17 protein-coding genes are annotated in these 24,800 nt (G+C 42.0%); 5 read left to right on the top strand and 12 right to left on the bottom strand.

The features are described 5' to 3' along the window. Positions 1–602: 602 nt before the first annotated feature. The 5 genes from J2X69_RS11970 to J2X69_RS11950 form a co-directional block, all read right to left on the bottom strand. A complete protein-coding gene (locus J2X69_RS11970; protein WP_310103547.1) occupies positions 603–4,697 on the bottom strand; it encodes a two-component regulator propeller domain-containing protein in 4,095 nt (1,364 codons plus the stop codon). Between the two features lie 151 nt (positions 4,698–4,848). Continuing rightward, the gene (xylA, locus tag J2X69_RS11965) at positions 4,849–6,162 is read right to left on the bottom strand and encodes a xylose isomerase (RefSeq protein ID WP_310103545.1); all 1,314 of its coding nucleotides are present in this window, start codon (positions 6,160–6,162) and stop codon (positions 4,849–4,851) included. 218 nt (positions 6,163–6,380) lie between these two features. Next, positions 6,381–7,883: an FGGY family carbohydrate kinase gene (locus J2X69_RS11960; RefSeq protein WP_310103543.1), complete on the bottom strand. Its 1,503-nt coding sequence runs from the start codon at positions 7,881–7,883 to the stop codon at positions 6,381–6,383. An 11-nt stretch (positions 7,884–7,894) separates the two neighbouring features. Continuing rightward, positions 7,895–9,538 carry a sodium/sugar symporter gene (locus J2X69_RS11955; RefSeq protein WP_310103542.1) on the bottom strand — a complete coding sequence of 548 codons (1,644 nt, stop codon included), beginning with the start codon at positions 9,536–9,538 and terminating at the stop codon, positions 7,895–7,897. A 118-nt stretch (positions 9,539–9,656) separates the two neighbouring features. Further along, a complete protein-coding gene (locus J2X69_RS11950) occupies positions 9,657–10,469 on the bottom strand; it encodes an aminotransferase class IV (protein ID WP_310103541.1) in 813 nt (270 codons plus the stop codon). A gap of 168 nt (positions 10,470–10,637) precedes the next feature. On the opposite strand from J2X69_RS11950, the gene sdaAB reads away from it, so the two are divergent. The 3 genes from sdaAB to J2X69_RS11935 are packed head-to-tail and all read left to right on the top strand — an operon-like array spanning position 10,638 to position 13,986. Beyond that, complete coding sequence (sdaAB, locus tag J2X69_RS11945; protein WP_310103539.1) at positions 10,638–11,315, top strand: L-serine ammonia-lyase, iron-sulfur-dependent subunit beta; 678 nt, start codon at positions 10,638–10,640, stop codon at positions 11,313–11,315. A 7-nt stretch (positions 11,316–11,322) separates the two neighbouring features. Beyond that, entirely contained in the window at positions 11,323–12,672 is a 1,350-nt protein-coding gene (locus tag J2X69_RS11940; RefSeq protein ID WP_310103536.1) for a TolC family protein, read from the top strand. A gap of 3 nt (positions 12,673–12,675) precedes the next feature. Then, positions 12,676–13,986 (top strand): efflux RND transporter periplasmic adaptor subunit, encoded by a 1,311-nt coding sequence (locus J2X69_RS11935; RefSeq protein WP_310103534.1) that lies wholly within the window; start codon positions 12,676–12,678, stop codon positions 13,984–13,986. Positions 13,987–14,375: 389 nt separating this feature from the next. Here J2X69_RS11935 and J2X69_RS11930 read toward each other — a convergent pair whose 3' ends face one another. From J2X69_RS11930 to J2X69_RS11920, 3 genes are read right to left on the bottom strand one after another with little or no spacing between them, the layout of a single operon-like run. Next, complete coding sequence (locus J2X69_RS11930; RefSeq protein ID WP_310103532.1) at positions 14,376–14,981, bottom strand: Maf family nucleotide pyrophosphatase; 606 nt, start codon at positions 14,979–14,981, stop codon at positions 14,376–14,378. Continuing rightward, complete coding sequence (locus tag J2X69_RS11925; protein WP_310103530.1) at positions 14,944–16,242, bottom strand: DUF1015 domain-containing protein; 1,299 nt, start codon at positions 16,240–16,242, stop codon at positions 14,944–14,946. The genes J2X69_RS11930 and J2X69_RS11925 overlap by 38 nt, the downstream gene beginning before the upstream one ends. A 1-nt stretch (position 16,243) precedes the next feature. After that, entirely contained in the window at positions 16,244–17,740 is a 1,497-nt protein-coding gene (locus J2X69_RS11920; protein ID WP_310103529.1) for an acetyl-CoA carboxylase biotin carboxylase subunit, read from the bottom strand. Positions 17,741–17,920: 180 nt separating this feature from the next. Here J2X69_RS11920 and J2X69_RS11915 point away from each other — a divergent pair, with 180 nt between their 5' ends. Then, positions 17,921–19,171 (top strand): aminotransferase class I/II-fold pyridoxal phosphate-dependent enzyme, encoded by a 1,251-nt coding sequence (locus J2X69_RS11915; RefSeq protein ID WP_310103528.1) that lies wholly within the window; start codon positions 17,921–17,923, stop codon positions 19,169–19,171. A gap of 100 nt (positions 19,172–19,271) precedes the next feature. Then, positions 19,272–19,448, top strand: coding sequence for a histone H1 (locus J2X69_RS11910; RefSeq protein ID WP_057938062.1), 177 nt, complete (start codon positions 19,272–19,274; stop codon positions 19,446–19,448). A gap of 67 nt (positions 19,449–19,515) precedes the next feature. Here J2X69_RS11910 and J2X69_RS11905 read toward each other — a convergent pair whose 3' ends face one another. The 4 genes from J2X69_RS11905 to J2X69_RS11890 form a co-directional block, all read right to left on the bottom strand. Then, positions 19,516–21,357 carry a M1 family metallopeptidase gene (locus J2X69_RS11905; protein WP_310103525.1) on the bottom strand — a complete coding sequence of 614 codons (1,842 nt, stop codon included), beginning with the start codon at positions 21,355–21,357 and terminating at the stop codon, positions 19,516–19,518. A gap of 112 nt (positions 21,358–21,469) precedes the next feature. Continuing rightward, positions 21,470–22,522: a dTDP-glucose 4,6-dehydratase gene (rfbB, locus tag J2X69_RS11900; RefSeq protein ID WP_310103523.1), complete on the bottom strand. Its 1,053-nt coding sequence runs from the start codon at positions 22,520–22,522 to the stop codon at positions 21,470–21,472. Position 22,523: 1 nt separating this feature from the next. Further along, positions 22,524–23,576 (bottom strand): NAD-dependent epimerase, encoded by a 1,053-nt coding sequence (locus J2X69_RS11895; protein WP_310103520.1) that lies wholly within the window; start codon positions 23,574–23,576, stop codon positions 22,524–22,526. 38 nt (positions 23,577–23,614) lie between these two features. Continuing rightward, complete coding sequence (locus J2X69_RS11890) at positions 23,615–24,781, bottom strand: glycosyltransferase family 4 protein (RefSeq protein ID WP_310103518.1); 1,167 nt, start codon at positions 24,779–24,781, stop codon at positions 23,615–23,617. Positions 24,782–24,800 lie beyond the last annotated feature (19 nt).

Raw genomic sequence — 24,800 nt, 5'->3', positions numbered from 1 at the left:
GCTTCGACTTAGCTCAGCCAGCTCTATATGTTGAAGTTTTTTAACCATAAAGAAACAAAGCGCATAAAGCTTGGAGGAACAAAGGGGCATCACCCTAGGGCAAGGTCAACACTATGGTTTGTCTATGTGACTCCTATGTGGTTAAAAAATTGATCAATTTTCAATTTTCAAATTCAATGGTCAAGGAAAAGCAAACCTTTGTGCTCCTTGGTGTACTTTGCGGTTCAAAAAAACACCGCCTAATTCTTAACCGCATAGTCACATAGGGGGCATAGCTTTGCAGGAGATAAAGGTCGGCTTCGGGACTTAGCTTTGATCCATATCCTCTTTGAGATTTCGCTAAACCCTTCTCACCATAAAGAAACAAAGTACATAAAGCTTAGAGGAACAAAGGGGCATCACTTTAAGGCAAGGTCAACACTATGTTTGTCTATGTGACTCCTATGTGGTTAAAAAAATTGATCAATTTTCAATTTTCAAATTCAATGGTCAAGGAAAAGCAAACCTTTGTGCTCCTTGGTGGACTTTGCGGTTCAAAAAAACACCACCTAATTCAAGACCCCTGAGCTCTCTGTGGTTAAAAAAGATTTTCAGGAAAAACATCACTCAGCAGCCAGCTCCTGCTGACGTGCTGCATATTCAGACGGTAGAACAGAGAATTCTGCCTTGAAGTGCTTCGCAAAATACTTGGCGTTATTGTATCCGACCATGTAGGCTATTTCTGAGATATTGAGCTGGCTTTTTGCCAAAAGCTGCGAAGCACGTTTCAACCTGATCAACCGGATAAACTCAATCGGACTTTTACCTGTGATCGACTGAAGCTTCTTGTACAAATGTACTCTGCTCATTCCTAACTCCTTACTCAGGAATTCTACAGAAAGCTGCGGGTCTTCCATGTGTTTTTCTACCAAAGCCACCGCTTTTTGGATGAGTTGATCGTCCAGAGAAGTCACATTTACTTCAGATGCATTGATCTGTATCTTATTACGGTTTTGCTCCTGAATCATATTCCGCTCCCGCAAAAGATTCTTGATGCTCAACTGCAGGACTTCCAGATTAAAAGGTTTGGTAAGATAGAGATTGCACCGGCTATCCAGACTCTGAACCATCGCCTCCTCAGATTTTTTGGCAGTCAGCAGGATCACAGGAATGTGGGAAGTCTTGATATCACCTTTTACTTTTTGACAAAATTCTTTACCATCCATCTGAGGCATCATCAAATCTGAAACAATCAGATCAGGAATGTGCTGCTGTGCAAGATCCCAGCCTTGGGCACCATTAGTGGCAGTGAGTACCTGATAGGAATCCGAAAGACAATCCTTGAGGTAATTTCTAAACTCCGCATGATCCTCGGCTATCAGAATCAGTTCTTTCAATTCCCCTCCTTTAGGCATCACTTCCTCATCTTCTTCCCAATTTTCTGAAATAATCAAAGCCAAAGGAATAGTGACTGTAAACACTGATCCCATTCCCGGTTCACTCTCTACAGTAATTTCACCATTCATCGTCCGTGCAAAATCCTGCACCAAGGACAAACCTATTCCACTCCCCTGATTGAGCTGTTGCCTATGCCCTTCTGTGGTATAGAATCTTTCGAAAATCTTATGCTGATCTTCCGTAGAAATACCCACGCCCGTGTCGGAAACGGATAGAATCAAGATTCCTTTCTCCTCATTCTCCTGTTGCAGTTCCAGCGCTACCGTAATCGCTCCATCTTCTTGGGTAAATTTGAATGCATTGGAGAGCAGGTTGAAAATAATTTTCTCCAACTTGTCAGGATCAAAAATTGCCTGCTGGGCATGAATATTTGCCTCAAAATTGAGATGTATATGCTTATTCTCAGAGAGTTCATGGAAATCGGCCACACATTCTTTGATGAATTGGATCACGTCTCCTTCTGAAGGATGAAAGGCTAAGCCCCCATTCTCAACATTTTTCACATCGAGCAACTGATTGATCAACTTAAGCAAGCGTCGGGCATTTCTCTGGATAATTCTGTACTGGCTAAGCAGTGCCGTGTTTTCAGTCTCAGAGATCAGGTGCTCTGTGGGAGTCAAAATCAAAGAAAGAGGTGTTCTGAATTCATGGCTTAAATTTGTGAAAAACTTAGTTTTTAACCTGTCCAAATCCTGGACACGTTTGGCTTCACGCATTGCCTGCTCTCTGTCAAACTTCTCCCGCTGTCTGGTAAGAAGCTGGTGTCTGAAATAGAATATAATGGCCAGAATCGACAAGAAATATAAAAAGTATGCAATCGGTGTCTTCCAAAACGGTGCTAGAATTTTGATATCCAATTTGTATTCATACATACTCCAGCCATCCAGCACTGTTCCCGGCTGAACTACCAATGTGTAATTGCCAGGATCAAGGTTGGTGAAGGTCACTTTTGCCAAATCGTCATTCAGGTATATCCAGTCGTCATTGAAACCTATCAGCTTGTATCGAAATTTGTTCTTTTCAGGATATAAAAAATTCAATGCGCTGAATCCGATGGAAAAAATATTTTCATCATGTTTCAGTACCAGCTTATCCATATTTTCAAGGGATTTCGGCAGAAGCACCCGGTTGCCGAGCTTCTCTCCTACTTTTACTTCCTCATTGAACAACTGAAAGTCTGTAAAAACCACTTTAGGATTATTTCGCTCAAAAGCGAAATTCTCGGATTTGAAGATATTGTAGCCATTTGGACCGCCGAAGATAAATTCATTTCTACTGGTTTTCAATGCAGCATTTTTATTGAACAAAGCTGCTTGGAGTCCATCTTTTTGGTCAAAATTTTGAAATGTGATCGCGTACGGATTTACACTCCTATCTATTTCAGCATAGCTCAATCCCATCTGGGAGCTGATCCAAAGATTACCGCCGTCATCCTCTACCAGGTCCACCAAGTATGCCGTAGGCAATCCTTCTGCCTCACCATAATGTACAAACGAACTATCAGAAGTATTAAAATAATACAGTCCGCTCATTGTAGTAGTCCATAGAACTCCCTCTGCATCTACGAATAAATCCGTGATGTTGGAATCAAGTAGCCCACTTTCCTGATTTTCAGAGTAAAAAGCAAACCGTCCTGTTTCATAATTCAGCATATTCAAACCACTACCGCCGGACACCCAGATGTTTCCCAGTTTGTCTTCCGCAAACCCTGTGATGTACTGATTATTGGTATAAAACGGTGGGCTTCCCGCAGGATAATTATGAAAGGTTTTTCTGTCCTTGTCTAGCATAGAAATACCTGACCGTAGCGTTCCAATCCATATTTTCCCTGTACTATCTTCGAAAAGTTTCCAAATACTCGGTCCGGGAATCCCTGAATGATTATCCGGCAGGTAATTATAGTTCTTGAATTCTTTTCCGTCATAACTTCCCAAGCCGTTCAAATAGGTAGCTATCCATAGAATCCCCTTATGGTCAATCATCAAATCTACGATCACATCACCGGTGAGGCTGTTTTTGCTTTCAGGAGTATGTCTGAACTGCTTATAGGTATTTGTTTTCCGATTATGGTAAAAAAGTCCTCCTCCGTTTGTGCCTATATATAAGTTACCCAAACTATCTTCCACAAAGGTGTTTACATCATTGAAGGGAAGGGAATTCGGATCCGCAAAGTTTTTGCGTACATGGGAAAAGCGCAATAATCCCTGATGATAATAGGCCACGCCTTTCTTATGGGTTCCCACCCAGATGATATCTTCATCGTCTTTATATAGAGAATAGATCACATTGTGAGGCATGGAATTATCCTGCGCATTCTCACCTGTCAAATACTTGACTGTGCGGGTGGTTTTGTCCAGAACATTGATTCCACCATGATCAGTACCAAGCCATATCTGACCCTTCTTTGCTTCCACGATGGCTTTCACCATATTGTTATTCAGACGAAATCTTCCTTTATCCTCCTTATTCGTATAGACCTCATGTGTAAAACCATCCACCCTAAAAACACCCAAATCACGCTCCGGATCAAATATCCAAGCATCACCGTCTGAATCAATCATTATTTCATAGCCCGCAATGGTAGGGATATCGGAATCGGGAAGTCTTAGTGTTTTAGTGACAATCAGACGATTGGGATCCAGCAAGTCAATCGTCCCAGAGCTGTGAACAACCCAAACAAGGCCATCAGGTGCCTCAGCTATTGACGCTATATTATTCGAAAAAAGACTACCTTTTTCATTGTTTTTTTGGACATAAATCGTCTTTCCTGTATCCCCATCATAAATACTTATGCCTTTGGCAGGATGTGTAAACCAAAATCTATTTTGACGATCCTTCATCAGCATACCTACCGAATCCGACGCTAGATGATAAATTAAAGAATAAACAGTTACACCTCTGGAAAACCGTTCGGTAATAGGATCATAGATGTCGAAAATCCCATTTACGTTTTTGACCCACAGATTGTCATTTGGCCCCAAATATATTTTGAGGATATTATTGTGGGAAATGGATGTAGAATCCTTGGTATTCAAAAAAATCTTGGTACGTGTACCATCATAGCGATACAATCCATAGGCAGTGCCATACCACATCATGCCATCTGCATCTCTTAGCATACTCAGAATATTGGAATTTGATAAACCCAGACTTTCATCCAAGTTGCGAAACACAAGTTTCTCCCCTTCAGCCTGACCAAAAACAGATCCTGACCAAAGCATCATCAAACAAGCTATTCCTCTTATCACATATCCTTTCATACACGGGTAACTATGGAAACCAAATTATGAGAATTATAGGAAACATCTTATTTCCAACTCAATATTTTACAAATTGAGCTATTCTTTTTTACCAAAAAAGTCCGATTGAGTAAGCTCAACCGGACTTTTATAAAATATTCATAAAAGATACTTAGATAAATCTATTCAAAAGATTCTCGAAGTACTCCTGCTTACCGCTGGTCTGAATAGGCTCTCCTACCTCAGCGGCATAGTTTCTCAGATCTTCAAGCGTAAGGTTTCCTTCTTCGAAAGATTTCCCTTTGCCTGAATCAAAGCTCGCATAGCGATTCTTTCTTCTTTCCAGGTAATCTGATTTGTCCAAAATATCCTGAGCGATCAGCATACCTCTAGCAAAAGCATCCATACTTCCGATATGAGCTAAGAACAGATCATCCATATCTGTTGAGTTTCTTCTGATTTTAGCGTCAAAATTCACTCCACCACCTTGGATACCCGCCGATGTCAACAACACAAGCATAGCTTCTGTCATTTCCTGCAAGTTCATCGCAAACTGGTCAGTATCCCAACCGTTTTGGTAGTCACCTCTGTTGGCATCGATGCTTCCCAACATGCCTGCATCCGCACATACCTGAAGCTCATGCTGGAAGGTATGACCTGCCAGAGTAGCGTGGTTCACTTCGATGTTCAATTTGAAATCCTTGTCAAGTCCATGATGTCTTAAGAAGCCGATAACTGTAGCGGCATCGAAATCATACTGGTGCTTAGTAGGTTCCATTGGCTTAGGCTCGATGAAGAATGTTCCCTTGAACCCATTCTTTCTGGCATAGTCACGTGCTATGGTTAAGAACTGGGCAAGGTGTTCAGTCTCACGCTTCATGTCTGTGTTGAGCAAAGACATATAGCCTTCACGACCACCCCAGAACACGTAATTTTCACCATTCAAAGCAATAGTTGCGTCGATCGCATTTTTCACCTGAGTTCCTGCCCATGATACTACACCGAAATCCGGATTGGTAGAAGCACCGTTCATGTAGCGTGGATTGCTGAAGACGTTAGCCGTGCCCCAAAGCAATTTCACACCTGTTTCAGCCTGCTTTTGCTTGGCATACTCGGTGATGATTTGCATTCTTTTCTCATACTCGCCCAGACTTGGTCCTTCATCGATCAAGTCAATGTCGTGGAAGCAATAATAAGGAGCTCCGATCTTGGTGATGAATTCGAAAGCTGCATCCATTTTGTCTTTGGCTCTCTGAATAGGATCAGCCACAGCATCCCAAGGATGAACGATAGTACCAGGACCGAATGGATCTCCGCCTGTACCGCAGAAGGAGTGCCAGTAGGCAATGGCAAATTTGAAGTGCTCCTTCATTGTTTTTCCTGCGATGATACGATTTTCATCGTAAAATCTAAACGCTAAAGGATTATCGCTTTCCTTACCTTCGAAAGGTATTTTATCGATTGAAGAGAAATAAGTTTTTGACATTTTTACTGTGGTTTATTAGGTATTTATAGGTTTGAAATAATTATTCATAATTAATCTTGAATGATGCAGCTACCTCTATTTCCATACTTAAGCGATCAGATGGCCCCTGCCCGATGTCATACGGGGGTGGTAAAAGTGATCAAGCCGGCTGCTTTTAGGCATATTCAATTTTACTTTTTTATTTATTGGAGGTATTTAAAGCGAATATACATATTCAGCTACACATTCATTTTTCGAATTGCTTCCAAATGATTTTTCCAAGTAGCATATACTTCTTCATATGGTTCATAGAAATGCTCGTTTGGTTCCACTGTTTCAAGCAATTGCAATCCTGCAAAAGCTTCAGATTCATTGGCAAATACTCCTGCGCCAATACCTGCTCCCCTAGCAGCTCCCTGTGCGCCGTCCGTATCATACAATTCCAGCACAACTTTATTCATGTGGACAAATGTCTTACGGAATATAGGGCTAAGAAACATATTTGCTTTACCCGCCTTCACCGTCTTAAGATCCAGTCCCATCTCCTGCATGATCCTGAATCCAAAGGTAAGTGCGGAAACGATCCCTTCTTGGGCAGAACGTATCATATGACGCTTATCGTGCTTGAGTAAATCCAATCCCAACAAATGTGCGCCGACGTGTTGATTTTGCATAATTCGTTCGGCTCCATTCCCGAAAGGAATGAAAGTAAGGCCTTCGGATCCTATAGGTGCCGAACCTCCCAGGTTATTCATTTCGTCGTATTCGATATGGCCTGCTCCCATGATTTTCTTCAGCCAGCTATTCAAAATGCCCGTGCCATTCACACAAAGCAGCACACCGTACGAAGGATTCTCCTTTGAGTGATTTACATGCACAAAGGTATTGACCCGTGACAAAGGATCATGAAGCGGCTTATCCGCAACTCCATAAACTGTCCCTGAAGTACCGGCTGTGGTAGCCAACTCTCCCGGCTTCAGTACCTGAAGTGAGAAAGCATTGTTTGGCTGATCTCCGGCTCTGTAGGAAATTGGAATTCCTTCTTCCAGTCCGGTCACTTCTGAGGCAAATGCAGAAACTCTACCCTGAATAGAATAGGAAGGTACCACCTCAGGAATCCAGGATTTGGAAATCTGATAGTTATCAAGAACCTTATCACTCAAGCCGTTTTTCTGAAAATCCCAGAATATACCTTCAGAAAGTCCTGTCTCAGAAGTAAAAATCTCACCGCTCAATTTCATAGCAATGAAATCACCCGGAAGCATCATTTTATGGATTTTAGCTGCCAGTGCAGGCTCATTTTCTATTACCCAGCGAAGCTTGGATGCGGTGAAATTTCCCGGAGAATTCAAGAGGTTTTTCAAACAATACTCCTCTCCCAACTCCCGGAAAGCCTTTTCACCTATTCCTACTGCACGGCTATCGCACCATATAATAGAAGGTCTCAGGACATTTTGATCCTTATCCACCACTACCAATCCGTGCATTTGGTAAGCGATACCGATTCCTTTCAGTTCACCTTTTTTTACACTGGTCTTGCTCAATACATAGCGGATAGAATGCTGTACATACTTCCACCATGTTTCCGGATCCTGTTCTGCCCAGCCCTTTTCCGGGGATTCTATGATCATTTCCTCTTCAGGAAACGCCTTTGATAGTAAAGATTTACCGGAATCTGCATCAAGCAATGAAGTTTTGACAGAGGAGCTCCCAATGTCAATTCCTAATAATAAACGTCTCATTTAATGTGATTTTACCAGAATGTAATATATAATGCAGCAGTAATTCCTGCTATTAAAACAGCCCCAATTTTAAACTTTGTGCTTGTACTGAACAACTCTTTGTTGATATCAATACTATTTGGATGATCTTTTCCTTTGCCCTCTACCAAGCTAATAATGATCATCAAAGCAGCAAGGATCAAAAATACAATCCCCATTCTATCAATGAATGGTAAAGCCGGGAAAACAATCTTCAACACGACGGAAAGAGGAATACTCAAAGCCGCACCTGTCAAGGCTGCATTGGAAGTGGTTTTCTTCCAGAATACACCAAAAAAGAAAATTGCGAATACCCCCGGGCTAATGAAGCCTGTATATTCCTGAATAAACTGAAATGCCTGATCCAAAGCTCCCAATGCCGGAGCTACGATGGATGCTACTCCAAATGCAACCAATGCCGTGATACGGCCGACCTTTACCTGCTTGGCTTCGGATGCCCCCTTTCCAATGTACTTATTGTAGATATCCATGGTGAAAATAGTAGAAGTACTATTTGCCATAGATGCCAGTGAAGAAACAATAGCTGCTGTCAAAGCTGCAAATGCCAGACCTTTCAAGCCAACAGGCAACAATTGAAGTAAAGTAGGGTAAGCTCTGTCAGACTTGATCAGGCCTGTTACCGGATCTTTCATAGATTCAATAAAACCTATGTCAATTCCGTTTTTTACAATTACATAAGCCGCGATGCCCGGAATCACCACGATAAGTGGCATAAGCAACTTCAAGAAACCTGCGAAAATCATCCCTTTCTGAGCTTCATCTAAGCTTTTTGCTGCCAAAGCTCTTTGTGTGATGTACTGGTTGAAACCCCAATAACTAAGATTTGTGATCCACATACCTCCTACCAGCACGGAAATACCCGGAAGGTCAAGATAGGCATCACGCGTTCCTCCCGATCCATCAGGAATCATCATCTCCCCTTTAGACAAAATCATGGAAAAATGACCAGGAACCTCTCTTCTCAATAACCCCAAACCTTCCCAAGCGTCTCCGCTACCGACCATTTGTAATGCTATATAGGTAGTAGCAAGGCCACCTGCTATCAAGAAGACCACCTGGATTACATCAGTCCAAGCCACTGCCTTCAATCCACCATAGATGGAATAAATCATTGCGAATAGTGCCAACCCAAGTATACCGTAGCCCATTGGGACATTAAGTATGGTATTCAAGCTCAGCGCTCCCAGATACAATACAGAGGTAAGATTGACAAAAACATAAAGCAATAACCAGAATACCGCCATGGTGGTCCTTACTCTGGTATCGTATCGATCCAATAGGAAACCCGGCATGGTGTAGATGCCTTTTTTGATATAAATAGGCAAAAAGAAAATTGCTACAACCAGTAAGGTGACGGCAGCCATCCATTCGTAAGTGGAAATGGCCAACCCCAAAGCAAAACCTGATCCTGACATCCCAATAAACTGCTCCGCAGAAATATTGGATGCAATCAACGATGCTCCTACTGCCCACCATGGCAATGCCTTGGAAGCAAGAAAATAATCGGATGAATTTTTGACGTGACCTTTTTTCTCACGGGACACAAAAATACCCATCCCGATGATGAGCAAACAATAGCCTATAAAGACGGCTAAATCTAAAGGTTCTAAGAGCATAAATTGTTAGGTTAGGTTTTGGGCAGTTAGTTTGGGTAAACGACTAATCTTATTAGAATAGGCCGATAAAGATAATATTTTCATGATAACGTCTATAATAAAAAGTGTCTAATTAAAATTAATCAAATATTAGTTTTAAAAATTGTAAGGGGATAGTCGAAAACTTACTGCTGCCAAATCCACCTAAATAACTGACACCCGAGCAGTTACTTACAAAAACCCTTGAGGCCCCCTGTAATTCCGAAAGTTTGAATTCTCCTTCCAAATATGGCATGGAATTCCGATCAAGGTGTTCCAGGATCACTTGTCGGCTTACTCCATTAATACAACTACAGCTCAAGGAGGGAGTGTAGATCACTTCATCTTTCTCCCAAAAAACATTGGAAGCTCCGGCTTCTGAGACAAAACCTCTATAGTCGAGTAGAATTATTTCGTCCAATCTTCTCTCCTTTCGTTCCTGATTTGCCAAGATGTAAGGGAGTGCATTAAGCGTTTTAAAAGATGACCAAAGTGTGGGAAACAATTGGACTTTGTCAGAAACATCCGCTTTTGCTTTAATAATAGGTGCCTCGGTAAATTCTGTAAGCTGCAATATCTGGAACACGTCATTTGTCTCCGGAGTATATTTCCCTGAACCTGCACGGTAAACATTCCATCGAACCCGTTTTCTGTCGTTAGGATAGTTCACTGTCAGAAATTCCAGAAGTTCTGATATATCAATGGCTTCAGAATCCAAACCAAGAATTTGCATTCCTCCTCTTAACCGTTGAATATGTCTTTCAAAAAACCTAACTTGACCATTCTCCCATACCATGGTTTCGAACAATCCATCTCCGAAGTTCATGGCACGGTTTGGAAGCTCCGAATTTTGTAAGCGAAACCAAGTTTTGCCGGAGGGGGATTTTTGAAAGATTGTTTCGATTTCGTTCATAAAACTGTTCATATTCGATCAGATCGATGCATTGTAATAGTTACACGATGTTAAACTATGTAAACATGGCCCCACTTAAATCGCAATCCATACAATAAATATGATTTTTTGTATGAAATAGTGGGAACGATTTTACCTTAGCACCAAAATTGGAATATATAAATCCGGATGGCAAATAAAAGTAGCGTTTTTGATATGATTGGACCTATAATGATCGGGCCATCGTCCTCACACACCGCAGGAGTAGTGAGGATAGCCAGAGCTGCGATTAGAGTCTTGGGGGGAGTTCCTGACGATGCTGCCATCACTTTTTATAATTCTTTTGCCAGAACTTACGAAGGCCATGGTAGTGATAGGGCAATAATCGGTGGGTTGATGGACTTTAAAACTGATGATGCAAATATCAAAAATGCACTTGAGATAGCTAAGGAAAAAGGATTTACCTACCGTTTTAAATCAATAGGCAACTCATCGATACATCATCCCAACACAATCAAGCTCAACCTGAAAAAAGGAGATAGATCGGTAGAGGTAGTTGGGGAGAGTTTGGGAGGCGGAGTGATCAACATCTCGGAAGTGGATGGTTTTGTAGCTAATTTCTCAGCTGTGGACCATACGCTTATTATTAAAGCCGAGGATATATCGGGAGCCATTGCTTTTATATCTGCAGTAATCGCTCAAGAAAAAGTGAATATTGCCTCTATGTCTGTCTCTAGAAAAGGAAAGCATGATCTCGCATGCCACGTGATAGAAATGGACTCAGGAATAAAAGAACTTACCTTAAATTATTTAAAATCATTATCATGGATTACCGAATTGATATATATTCCTGACATTGACCTATAACTACACTATGAAAAAATTCCTATTAGGCTTTGCCTTGGCGACAGGAATTGGTTTTTCGACTTTTGCGCAAGAAACAGTGATTCCTTCCGGTCCTATTAATCTGGAAACGGCTGTTTCAATTGCTTTGAAAAACAACCTGACGCTGAAAAGAAGTGAATTAAATCAACTGACCACCGAGGCTACCCTGCTACAGAATCAGGGAGAGCGTTATCCAAATCTGTCCGCCGGAGCAAGTTCAGGCTACCGATGGGGTCGATCTATCAACCCGGTAACCAACCTTTTTGAAACCGCCCGTATAGGTAACATCAACGTCTCTGCGTCATCAAACGCGACCATCTTTGCAGGCAATCAAATCAACAATTCCATCAAACAGTCGAAAATGGACTTGGAAGCAGGAATGTATAACATCGAGGCTACAAAAAATGACATTACACTGAACATCATTAATTTGTTTATTAATGTGGTATTTAACCGTGAGCAAATAAATGTCGCAGAAAACCAATTGGCTACTACAAAGGATCAATTGGTTAGAACGAAGAAACTGGTGGATGCAGGTTCCCTCCCTTTTTCAGATCAATTGGATATTCAGGCTCAAAATGCAACAAATGAGGTTAATTTGATCAATGCAAAAAATGATTATAATATCGCCAAGTTGAATCTGGCCCAAGCACTTCAAATTCCTTACACGCCGGAGTTTTCAGTGATCGAACCGGAATTCGAAATCAATGAATTGCTAATGGCCACCGAAACTACGAGTGATATTTATTCTTCAGCCGTAGAAACTATGCCGGAGATCAAAGCCGCATATGCTTCTGTCACCAGCGCGGAATATGGTGTGAAAATAGCCAAAGCCGGATATTATCCCAGTTTGGGAATAGGAGCAAATATTTTCTCCAATTACGTAGACCAGTTTTATCTAACAGAAAGACCCTCATTCGGTCGGCAAATAGACAACAACCTTTCTGAGGCTGTGAATCTTCAGTTGAATATTCCCCTATTTTCTAAGCTTTCCAACAAAGCAAATGTACAGCGTGCACGAGTACAGAAGCAGCTAAGTGAAGTGGCGGTACTGGAAGCTGAAAATAAGTTAAGGAATGACATCGAGACAGCTTACAACAGTGCACTGGCAGCACAATTAACTTATGAAGCCTCACTGGTACAGGTAGAAAGTCTTCAGGAATCCTTTCGTATTTCACAACAAAGATTCGATTTGGGGGCAATCAATTCGGTTGATTTTCAAGTTGCACAAAACAATCTTTTCAATGCGCAGGCTGATTTGCTAAATGCGAAATACACGTATATTTTCAGAGTAAAAGTGCTTGATTTTTACCTGGGTAATCCAATTAATCTTAATTAAACCATGGCCAATAAGAAATCAAATAAACTCTTGTATTACCTTCTTGGAGGTATAGTAGTCCTCATTATTTTTGCTGTAATCGCCCGAAACGCAGGCTGGGTAGGCGGAGATAAACAGACTCAGGTGGAAGTCACTGCGGTGAAAAGAGTAGCAATAATAGAAAAAGTAAGCGCATCGGGTGAGATTCAGCCTGAAGTGGAAGTAAAGCTAAGTCCTGATGTAGCCGGTGAGATCATCCAGCTTAACGTAAAGGAGGGGGATTCAGTGGCTTTAGGAAAGCTTTTGGTAAAAATCAGGCCTGACAACTTTATCTCTGCGTTGGATAGAACTAAAGCAAATTTTAACCAACAGGAAGCAAATCTATCCCAATCCCGGGCTACTCTGCAAAGATCAGAAGCTCAGTTCACACAAATGCAGCAAAATTTCGACAGACAAAAGAGGCTTTATGAAGAAAAAGCTATCTCAGTTGCGGAATTTGAACAAGCACAGGCTGATTTTACTTCTTCCCAAAAGGATTTGGAAGCTGCAAAGCAAGGGGTGCTAGCGGCAGAATATGTAGTCAAAAGTTCTCAGGCATCCGTAGACGAAGCTGCAGAAAACCTCCGGCTGACCAATGTGTATTCACCTGTAAGCGGCATCGTATCCAATCTTTTGGTAGAGCAGGGTGAGCGTGTGGTGGGAACTCAGCAAATGGCAGGAACGGAAATGTTGACTATCGCTGATCTATCCAAAATGGAAGTTCGTGTGGACGTTAATGAAAATGATATTGTTAGACTGAACTTGGGAGACACCACCATTATAGATGTAGATTCCTATGCCTACACCGGCAAGACATTCAAGGGGGTGGTAACAAGTATAGCCAACACTGCCAACGTGAAAGCATCGTCAGATGCGGTTACTGAATTTAAGGTGAAAATTAGAATATTGAATGATTCTTACCAGGATTTGGTGGACGAAGGCAAAAAATACCCTTTCCGCCCGGGGATGACTGCTTCCGTAGAAATCATTACAAATTCTAAAAACAACGCCCTTTCTGTTCCCCTGGCTGCAGTTACTACCAGAGAACATATGAAGGATACGTTATTGACCGGAAATACCCGAGCCAAAGAATTGGTGTTTATCAATGACGGCGGTGTTGCCAAATTAAAAGAAATTAAAACCGGTATTTCAGATTTTCAGAACATCGAAATTCTGGAAGGTCTGACTGAAGGCGATCAAATCGTCTCGGGACCTTACTTTGTAGTCAGTAAGAACTTAAATGAGGGAGACAAAATAGCTCCTATCGAAGGAAAATCCGCAGTAGCTAAAAAGTAATAGGATTATCCGAAATGATGCCGGTGCCTCCTTTTCTTTGGTATAGTGGTAGGAAGACGGAAGACGGGAGAATCATCGCTAAAGTTTACGCTTTTGCTTCCTTGCTGGCAGAAAATCGGATATACATAAAAATAAAGAGGCAGTTTCATTGTGTGATATTCTTGCGCTTTGAGACAGCCTCTTTTTACTATATGAGTATCCGCTTAACTTCACGTATGTAGTTTGAATTAATACTAGAAGTTCAAAAATCCCTCTTCCCTCCGCCGCGGCGGAGGGAAGAGGGATTTTTTCAGGCTAGCACCAGACATAATCTAGTACGTGCATTCATACGGATACGCCTATTTTATTAAAATCCAAACAAAAGAAATGTATTTTTAAGGGCTTCGTCCTCACCATTTTTTCAATTGGGCATATACCAAATGAAGCGGGAATCCCATCACATTATAATAGGAGCCTTCTATCCTCTCTACCCCCATAAATCCAATCCATTCCTGAATACCGTAAGCCCCGGCTTTGTCCATGGGTTTGTAGTGTCTGATGTAATGCCAAATTTCTTCCTCTTCCAGAAATCTAAAGGTGACGATAGTCTCATCCTCTAATGTGATTTGTCGGCTTTTGTCTCTCAAAGTTACCGCAGTCATCACCGAATGAGTCGCACCTGAAAGACTCTTAAGCATATCAAAAGCTTCTTCTTCATTTGCCGGCTTTCCCAATAAATGCCCATTTTCTATGACCACGGTATCGGAAGTGATAAGAATTTCATTATCCGCAAGTTCACCCGTAAAAGACTCAGATTTGAGTTTTGAAAGGTAAGCTGCCACATATTCAGCTTGAAGATCCTTGGGAACAGTTTCATCCACAGCATTGACTCTTACTTCAAACGCTACCTCTAATCCCTTCAATAATTCTTGTCGCCTCGGGGAATTGGAGGCTAAAATAATTTTCTTGTCCTTGAGATTACTCAAAAAAGGCTCCATAATCGAAATCAAATTCATCTTGTTTAATACTGGCGAAAAGCAATCCGCCCAACGCTTTTGGATAGAAATAGGTAGACTTAGGCGGCATTACTTCACCGCTTCTACAAACCTCCAGAATCTGGTCTAATTCCAATTCTCTGGTAACAATGGCAAAATCGGCTTTGCCTGATCGAACTTCCTGAATGCATCTGGAAAAATTCCGTTCATAGACAATCTGATCCGAATTTCTCTGGTCAGCCATCGGTATTCCCAAAATCCGTGCAAATAACACCTCATGAAGGACCGACAGATCCAGCTGTCTAATACGCTCAGGTAAATGCCGATTGATAGTATCCATCATACCAACTTTCAACTGTAGGGTATAACTCTCCTCTCCCATTACCAATCCAAAGGTATGAGGTTTATGAAATGCATATGCACCCAATTCTTCCGGATCAGCAAATTTTTTCACCTCAAACCAGGCTCTGATCATTTCCAAGAGTGCATCAGCAGACAATTCCAATCCATAAAATAAGCGATGGGTAGGAAGAATTTTCAGATGATTGCCACTGGTATTTGTCAAGTACATTAAGTGATAATCATAGCCTTTCCATTCATTGTCGTTTAACTCGCTCTGCATTGATTTTCTGTATTCGATTGCTCCCTCCAGTCTATGGTGCCCATCAGCCAAGATAACTTGCTTATCTTTCATCACTCTCAAAAAATCCCTGATGATTTCCGGTTCTTGGATCACGGCCATCACTTCCCTCACTCCTTGGTAATCTTCCAACTCATACAAAGGCGTAGTGATAGCCTGATCCATGTACTTCTCCAGCTGCTCTTCTTTATCGACATATAAGCCATGGGTAGGACTGGCCTGGATCTGTGTCTTCATGAGTAAGTCTATCCTGTCATTTACTGCAGAACTTAGTGTGTTCTCATGTCTCAAAATAATTTCTTCGCTCCATTCATAAGCCTTGATCTGTGCGATAAATCCTTTTCTACAACGCTCATCATGCTCACCCGGAAGGCGAAAGTATTGATAGTACACATAGATGCCGGGTTGCAAATCCTGTCGGATAATGCCCTCAGATTTCCATTTACGAAGTGTTTCCAGAGCTTTTTCCGCAGGAATATCTCCCTGGGGGACGGAAAGATGTATGCTGTTCAGAGGATTCTCATAGAGTAATTGTCGCTGTCTTGCCGAGACTACATCGAAAAGAGGAGCGGTCAACTCCTCCATATGGGGAGTCAAAAACTCAGCATACCGCCAAGCTTTAAGGGGTAATATTTCTGCCATATCAGTATAACCTAGTTCTCCATGCCGACTCCTTTTTGGCAATTGATTCCGATTTTAAATTCTCTGCAGACTTACTCTTGGTAAAAAACTCAACAGCCAGAGCTGAGAGCAATTCTAATTCAGAATCAGAAAATTCATCATCGAGGACCTTTGGATTGAAGTAGTTCTCAACAAATTTGGTATCAAAAGATCCGCTGACAAAAGCTGGGTGGGTAATCGCAAATTTGCAAAAACCAAGTGTAGTCTGAATGCCCACAATCTTATAATCGTCAATCGCCCCGACCATCTTCTCGATGGCTGAGGTTCGGTCTTCCGCATGGGTGATCAACTTGGCTATCATTGGATCATAATAGATTGGAATATCCATTCCTTCTTCGAAACCGTCATCTACCCGAATCCCCGCACCCTGTGGCCGCTTATAGGTTTGAAGATTTCCTATGTCCGGAAGGAAGTTATTTCTAGGGTCTTCTGCATATACCCGGACTTCCAGAGCATGCCCGTTAATTTTCAGATCCTCTTGGGCAAAAGAAAGTGATTTGCCTTCTGCTATTAAAATCTGCTCCCGCACCAGATCCTTTCCAGTGATCATTTCCGTCACCGGGTGCTCTACCTGAAGCCGGGTATTCATTTCCAGAAAAAAGAAATTCAATTGCCCATCCACAATGAATTCCACCGTGCCTGCACCGTAGTAATCACAAGCTTTGGCTACGCCTACGGCTGCTTCGCCCATGGCCTTTCTCATTTCAGGAGAAACTACTGATGATGGAGCTTCTTCTACCACTTTCTGATGCCTTCGCTGGATCGAGCACTCCCGCTCAAACAAATAAACTATATTTCCCTGCCGGTCTCCCAACACCTGAATCTCTATATGTCTGGGAGAGCTGATATACTTCTCTATAAAGACCGCACTATCACCGAATGAGGATTGCGCTTCGCTAACCGCCCGCTGCATCTGCTCTTCGAATTCGGCCTCGTTCTCCACTATCCTCATCCCTTTGCCTCCTCCGCCTGCACTGGCCTTGATCAAGATGGGATAGCCGATTTCTGCAGCTCGCTCTTTTGCCTCAGGAATATCGGAAATGGCTTTGGCGGTGCCGGGTACCAGAGGAATATCATATTTAGCCACTGCTTGCTTGGCCGCGAGTTTACTACCCATTACCTCTATAGACTCCGGTGATGGACCGATAAAAATCACACCTGCTTGCCTAACCTTTCTCGCAAAATCAGCATTTTCAGAAAGAAAGCCGTATCCGGGATGAATAGCATCTACATTTAATTCCTTGCAAACTTCAATGATCTTATCTCCCAGCAAATAGGACTGGGAAGATGGCGGTGGTCCGAGGCAAACTGCTTCATCAGCAAAAAGAACATGGGGTGAAAGTCTATCCGCTTCACTGTACACTGCTACCGTGGAGATGCCCATTTCTCTGGCAGATCGCATAATCCGTAAACTGATCTCTCCTCTATTTGCAACTAGTATTTTTTTTATTTTGGCCATTATCCCGTGAGTTAAAAGCTAAGAAATTTGGGTTTCAGCTAAGTAAAGAAAATAATCCGAGCTTTGGGAAGAATGATTTGTTTCAGCACCGTTTTTTGCTTGGCAGGCATTTAAGTTTTATTTTTGTCGGATTTTAATGAACAGATCATTAAATCCCTTATCACTTAAATTCGAAATGCTTTGGATCTATTTGCAAAATTAAAAATGAACATGGGCCCCTTGGGCAAACACTCAGAGTTTGCAGACGGCTATTTCTCCTTCCCCAAACTTGAAGGTGAAATTGCTCCGAGAATGAAATTTCAGGGGAAGAATGTTCTAACCTGGAGTTTGAATAATTACCTAGGCCTCGCAAATCATCCTGAAGTACGTAAAGCTGATGCGGATGCTGCTGCTGAATATGGTGCCGCATATCCGATGGGTGCACGTATGATGTCAGGACAAACCAGCCTTCACGAACAACTAGAGGATGAATTGGCCGCTTTTGTCAACAAAGACAAAGCCTATTTATTGAATTACGGATACCAAGGCATCATGTCTGTGATAGACTCACTTCTCGATAGAAAAGATGTGGTGGTCTATGATTCAGAATGCCATGCCTGCATCATCGATGCACTTAGAATGCACTTGGGCAAGCGCTATGTCTTCCCACATAATGACATTGAAAACTGTGAAAAACAGTTGGAAAGAGCTACCAAACTTGCAAATGAAACCGGCGGAGGAATCCTTGTGATCACTGAAGGTGTCTTTGGGATGACAGGTGATCAGGGCAAGCTGAAGGAAATTGTTGAGCTTAAGAAAAAGTTTGAATTCAGACTCCTGATTGATGATGCGCACGGCTTCGGTACAATGGGCAAAACCGGTGCAGGTACAGATGAAGAGCAAGGAGTACAGGATCAGGTTGATCTTTACTTCTCTACATTTGCAAAGTCAATGGCAAGTATAGGGGCATTCATCGCCGGTGATCCTGAGGTGATTTTATTCCTGAGATACAATATGCGCTCTCAGATCTTTGCAAAATCTCTTCCGATGCTTTTGGTTAAAGGTGCTTTGAAGCGTCTTGAGCTACTAAAGACTCAACCTGAACTGAAAGATAACCTTTGGAAAATTGTAGGGGCACTTAGAAAAGGGCTTCACGAGAATGGTTTCAGCACGGGCAAATCAAATTCCCCTGTCACTCCTGTAGTACTTAACGGAACAGTTGGCGAAGCTGCTTCATTGACTCAAGACCTTAGAGAAAATTACGGTATTTTCTGTTCTGTAGTCATTTATCCGGTAGTACCTAAAGGAATGATTATACTAAGATTGATTCCTACCGCTGTGCATACACTGGAAGATGTGGAAGAGACAGTGACTGCATTTGCTGCCATAAAAGAGAAATTGACCAGCGGGGTTTATAAAAACTCTAAGTTGGCAATGTCCTTCGGGGAGTAAAAAAAATCAAAAAAAATGCCCTCAGGATTGAATTGGCAAGTATTTGGGTTATATTGAATTACAAATAACTTATCATCAACTTTCATAACACACTTTTACTATGAGCAAATTTAGTGAAGTAAGCGAACTGGTTAATTCTCTTAAAGACGATTTTGAGAAGTTCTACGAAAAAGGAAATCAAGCTGCAGGTACACGGGTGAGAAAAGGAATGCAAGACTTGAAGAACATGGCTCAAGACATCAGAAAAGAGGTTCAGGACATGAAGAATGCGGGTTAAATCCCCAAAAACAAAAAAGGTGACTAAACAGTCACCTTTTTTTATACAAAGATTTTATAGGTGAAAATCAATACTCCACCTTATTGTTTTCCTCATTGATATCCGCCAGTCTCTTACTCGGATCAATCTCAATAGATTTAATAGTCTCTGACTTTTTATTGATTCGTATAGTTTTGGTCAGATTTGTCCAAGGCCAATTTTCGGTAATAATCCTGGAAGCAGCACCGGATTCAGGGGATTTTTGACCTCTCATTATTTCCAAAGGCAAGTATACCATCTCTGAAGTACCATCGGTATAGGTAATTACCAAGTCTATAGGCATTGGCATCAGACCTATTCGCTCTAGGGTTATGTCTGTTTGATCACCTTGTGGAGTTACCTTTTTGATTCCGTAATCAATGGTTTTGGTCGTATACACAAAGTACTCCTTGTACCAATCCAACTCCAATCCACTCTCTTTTTCCATTACACGAATGAAGTCATTCGCATTGGGATGTTTAAAACCCCAGGTATTAAAGTAGTTCAGCATTCCTTTATCTCTTGCCTCTTCCCCGATGATGTAGCCCAGTTGAGCCAAGAACACAGCTCCTTTGGCATAGGATGCAGTACTGTAGGCAGCATTTGTATTGTAATGATCCGCATGAGTGCTCATCGCTTCTTCTTTGCCGGAGCTCACCAATCTGTAATAGCCCAAATAGGATCCTTTATGTGGATCTTCGCTTGGTTTAAATATAGCGGACATTGCAAGGGATGTGGCATAGCTGGTAAAGCCTTCATCCATCCAAGGGTAAAGTGCTTCGTTGGTAGCTAAAACACCCTGAAACCAGCTATGGGCTAATTCATGGACCATTACCCCTACCAGGCTGTTGAGATTACGGCCACCCGTAACTAATGTAGACATAGGATACTCCATTCCACCATCTCCACCTTGGATTACAGAGAACTGCTTATATGGATACTGGCCAAAGTGTTCAGACATGTATTCTATAGCTTTTGGAGTATACTCCTTCAGTTTCTCCCAGTTTGCTGTGACATCATTGGTGGGAATATACAGGTGATGGACAGTAATACCATTTGCCATTTCTACCTTATCGTGACGATACTTAGGATCAGCAGCCCACATAAAATCATGAACTTTAGGTGCTTTGAAGTGCCAAGTCAGCTTATCGCCTTTGGCTTGGGTTACTTTTGCTCCTTCATCCTCATATCCATGACCTATTTCATTTGGATTCTGCAAATAACCGGTACCTCCAAGAACATAGGTTTTATCGATGGTGATCTTCACATCAAAATCTCCCCACACACCATAGAACTCACGTCCTATGTAAGGATTCGCATGCCATCCCTGTTCGTCATATTCAGACATCTTGGGATACCATTGGGACATAGAAAACCTTACCCCTTCTTCACTGTCTCTTCCTGATCTCCGGATTTGTAAAGGAACTTGTCCTATAAATTTCATTTCGAATTTGGCGTCAGAATTTGGCAAAATAGGCTCCGCAAGGTCTACTTCCAAGATGGTCCCAACTTCATTATACGTTACAGCTTTTCCGTTCATCGTAAGGCTGTTCACTCTCAAATAGCCTATCTCATCAGGCTTCAATTTGCTAATGCGATCACCGACTCTGCGATCCGGATCAGCAATGTTTCTGGATCTTTCATCCATCATGCTGCCCGGCTGAAAGGCATTGTAGTACAGATGATAGAACACACGGTGCAGCGTGTCCGGTGAGTTATTGGTATATATCAATAACTGTGTCCCCTTGTATTGATTTGTATTGACGTCCATATCGACATCCATCTGATAGTTTGCAGCTTGCTGGAATCTCCCCGTTTGGGCAAAGGCTCCGCTGCTAACTACCATTAAAAGAAAAAGCCCGTAAATAGGCTTAACCACATTAATCTGCATAATCATGAAATTTGTACAAAGAAAATCAAATAGAAAAGCCATCCCAAACCACCCGTAAAAAACAATGGCACCAAGACTGAGCCCGGTGCCATCATTAGTAATAACCTGTTGGTTAATTATCGTAGTGTTTGGCGTAATACTCCTGATAAGCTCCTGAAGTGACGTGATCCAGCCAATCTTGGTTATCAAGGTACCAATCAATCGTAATCTCAATTCCCTCTTCAAACTGTAAACTTGGCTCCCATCCCAATCCTTCCTGAATCTTAGTAGCATCAATAGCATAGCGCAAATCATGCCCTGCCCGGTCTTTCACATAGGTGATCAACTTTTCAGAAGTACCTGCTTCTCTCCCAAGCTTCTCATCCATTTTGGTACAAAGAAGCTTAACGATATCAATGTTTTTCCATTCATTGAAACCACCGATATTGTAGGTTTCTCCTTCCTTCCCTTTATGGAAAACTGTATCGATGGCCCGTGCATGATCTTTCACAAACAGCCAATCACGAACGTTTTCACCTTTACCATATACAGGTAGCGGCTTGTTGTTTTTGATATTGTGGATGCATAGCGGGATCAGTTTCTCAGGAAAATGGTTTGGACCGTAATTGTTTGAGCAATTAGAAATTACCGTTTTCATCCCATAGGTATTGGCATATGCCCTTACAAAATGATCTGATGAAGCCTTAGAAGCTGAATATGGAGACTGGGGATCATATGGAGTAGTTTCCAAAAAGAATCCACCGTCATGAAGGGATCCATATACTTCGTCAGTAGACACATGGTAAAACAAATGGTCTGAAAAGTCTTCCTTCCAGAATTCCTTCGCAGCGTTCAGTAGATTTACCGTACCAAATACATTTGTTTTCACAAATGCCAAAGGGTCTGTGATGGATCTGTCCACATGAGATTCAGCCGCCAGATGAATTACATCAGTGATGTTATGTTTTTCAATTATTGCAGTCAGTGCATCCGCATCCTGAATATCTGCCTTCTCAAAAATGTAATTGGAAGCTCCTTCTACAGACTTCAGATTCTCAAGATTCCCCGCATAAGTCAAGGCATCCAAATTGACAATCTTATATTCAGGATACTTCTCTACGAATAGTTGTACGACATGGCTGCCGATAAATCCGGCTCCGCCTGTAATCAGAATTGATTTGCTCATCTTATTTTTTGTAGTAGTCTAAATACCAATCTGTGAAAGATTTAACGCCCTGCTCAATTGGTGTGTCCGGTTTATACCCTGTATCGCGTACCAAATCAGAAACTTCAGCATGCGATGCAAGCACGTCGCCCGGCTGCATGGGAAGCATATTCATTTTAGCTTCTTTGCCCAATCCTTTTTCCACCGCATGGATATAATCCATAAGCAAAACGGGAGCGGAATTTCCGATATTGTACACTTTATAAGGTGCCTTAGAACTTCCGGGATCAGGATTCAAACCGTCAAATTCAGCATTTGGACTGGCCGGTCTGTCTGCCACTTTGATCACACCTTTTACGATATCATCTATGTAGGTGAAGTCACGCTTCATTTTCCCATAATTGAATACCTGAATAGGTTCATCTTTCAAGATGGCATCTGTAAACAGAAACAATGCCATGTCCGGTCTTCCCCATGGCCCATAGACCGTAAAAAATCTTAATCCTGTAGTCGGAATATTGAATAGATGGCTATACGTATGAGCCATCAGTTCATTGGATTTTTTGGAAGCGGCGTATAAGCTGATCGGATGATCTACCGAATCGGAAGTGGAAAAAGGCATTTTCTCATTGGATCCGTAGACGGAACTGGACGAAGCATACACCAAATGCTTGACCGGATGAAATCTGCAGCATTCCAGTATATTCAAGAAAGCCACGATATTGCTCTCGATATATACTTCCGGGTTTGTCAAAGAATATCTTACACCTGCCTGTGCAGCAAGATGAATTACCACATCAAATTTCTCTTGGGCAAAAAGTTGCTCAAGTGGTGCTTTGACAGCTAGATCTAATTGAACAAATCTATAGCCCGGGCTATTGTCCGATTGGACTATTTCACCTTTCGCGACCATATTCCGACTAATTCCCATGTGGGCCAAGCGGGCGTATTTCAGATTAATATCGTAGTAGCCGTTGATTATGTCCAATCCCACTACTTCATCACCTCTCTCCAAAAGTTGCTTAGCAACGTGAAATCCTATAAATCCGGCAGTTCCGGTAATCAGGTACTTCATAGATAAAAATTCAAGTTTTATTTATGGCTAAATATACGTTATTCCGCGTTATCAGCACCGTCTAAAGCGACTTGGTAATGCGCAAAAATTTCATGCTGAACCTTGGTACGTTCATAATTCTCACATACTTCAAGAAACAGATTATCCGCCAATTCAGCCATTTTATCACGCTTCACATAAGCAAATTCAATGGCTTCCTTCAATATTTCGACATTCTTGACAGGGAATATCAGACCTGTTTTCTGCTGTGTAATCACATCTGTATTGCCTATGATATCAGAGCAAATCACGGGTAATTCCATTGCTCCTGCCTCTAAAAGAACATTGGGAAATCCCTCCCGGTGGGAAGGATGAACAAGAACGTCTGCCAATGCCAGGTAATGGGCGACATGGTCCGACCAATCGATCTGTACGATTCTAGGATGATCGGTTATGATTTTGATGGTTTCCGGATCCAGCGGGTTTAGGTCTTGCTCGAAGCTGCCTAGGAGTACCAGCTTGGATTTGCCCACAATCTTCGAACTTAAGAAAGCATCTACCAATTCTTGGATTCCTTTGTCCTTTACCAATCTTCCCACAGAAAGAATAATAAAATCATCCTCTCCCGGCTGAATCCGCATGGTAGCTGCTACCAGATGATTTTCTTTCAATACGCCACGATTGAACTTCTCAAGATCTACTCCGTTGGATGAGCCTTTTCCCACTACGGTCAATTTTTCCTCAGGACAGAGGTTATTCTCGATCACAAAATTCCTTAACCCATTGGAATTTGGCCAGACATGGGTAGCAAAGGAATAGGTCAATTTCTCTACTTTTTCCAAAAGCCCTTTTTTCCCGCCTTCAGCAGCCATGTAAGGAATGCCCGCAAGTGTGTGGATTCTCACCCGCACTCCCGCCAATTTTGCCGCAATCATCCCCAAAAGACCTGCTTTTGGGGTATGCGTGTGTACGATGTCAGGCTGCTCTTTTTTGATCAACTGATACAGTTGCCAAAGACATTTCAAGTCTTGGAAAGGAGTGATTTTACGGGTAAAAGGAATAATCTCATGCCTAGCTCCTTCTGCCTTGACTACTTGTGGAAGTTCTCTGCCATCGGCACTTACCATTAACACATCCCAGCCTTGCTCCCGCATGAATTTCATTTGGCCGGCAAGTAATAACTTGAGGGATATAGGAACAGTGGTGATTCGAATAAGTTTTGGCATTAAAAACGGGATTCTTTTA

This window comes from Algoriphagus sp. 4150 (genome assembly GCF_031457395.1).
In the GTDB taxonomy this organism is placed as follows: Bacteria; Bacteroidota; Bacteroidia; order Cytophagales; family Cyclobacteriaceae; genus Algoriphagus.
Note: the sequence above shows the minus strand (reverse complement) of the source record. Positions and strands in the feature narration are given on the sequence as shown.

Coding starts and splice junctions, on each gene's coding strand:
- rfbB (WP_310103523.1), bottom strand. CDS start 22,522: ATGAGCAAATCAATTCTGATTACAGGCGGAGCCGGATTTATCGGCAGC.
- J2X69_RS11925 (WP_310103530.1), bottom strand. CDS start 16,242: ATGGCAGAAATATTACCCCTTAAAGCTTGGCGGTATGCTGAGTTTTTG.
- J2X69_RS11970 (WP_310103547.1), bottom strand. CDS start 4,697: ATGAAAGGATATGTGATAAGAGGAATAGCTTGTTTGATGATGCTTTGG.
- sdaAB (WP_310103539.1), top strand. CDS start 10,638: ATGGCAAATAAAAGTAGCGTTTTTGATATGATTGGACCTATAATGATC.
- J2X69_RS11960 (WP_310103543.1), bottom strand. CDS start 7,883: ATGAGACGTTTATTATTAGGAATTGACATTGGGAGCTCCTCTGTCAAA.
- xylA (WP_310103545.1), bottom strand. CDS start 6,162: ATGTCAAAAACTTATTTCTCTTCAATCGATAAAATACCTTTCGAAGGT.
- J2X69_RS11935 (WP_310103534.1), top strand. CDS start 12,676: ATGGCCAATAAGAAATCAAATAAACTCTTGTATTACCTTCTTGGAGGT.
- J2X69_RS11905 (WP_310103525.1), bottom strand. CDS start 21,357: ATGCAGATTAATGTGGTTAAGCCTATTTACGGGCTTTTTCTTTTAATG.
- J2X69_RS11950 (WP_310103541.1), bottom strand. CDS start 10,469: ATGAACGAAATCGAAACAATCTTTCAAAAATCCCCCTCCGGCAAAACT.
- J2X69_RS11895 (WP_310103520.1), bottom strand. CDS start 23,576: ATGAAGTACCTGATTACCGGAACTGCCGGATTTATAGGATTTCACGTT.
- J2X69_RS11890 (WP_310103518.1), bottom strand. CDS start 24,781: ATGCCAAAACTTATTCGAATCACCACTGTTCCTATATCCCTCAAGTTA.
- J2X69_RS11910 (WP_057938062.1), top strand. CDS start 19,272: ATGAGCAAATTTAGTGAAGTAAGCGAACTGGTTAATTCTCTTAAAGAC.
- J2X69_RS11930 (WP_310103532.1), bottom strand. CDS start 14,981: ATGAATTTGATTTCGATTATGGAGCCTTTTTTGAGTAATCTCAAGGAC.
- J2X69_RS11920 (WP_310103529.1), bottom strand. CDS start 17,740: ATGGCCAAAATAAAAAAAATACTAGTTGCAAATAGAGGAGAGATCAGT.
- J2X69_RS11955 (WP_310103542.1), bottom strand. CDS start 9,538: ATGCTCTTAGAACCTTTAGATTTAGCCGTCTTTATAGGCTATTGTTTG.
- J2X69_RS11940 (WP_310103536.1), top strand. CDS start 11,323: ATGAAAAAATTCCTATTAGGCTTTGCCTTGGCGACAGGAATTGGTTTT.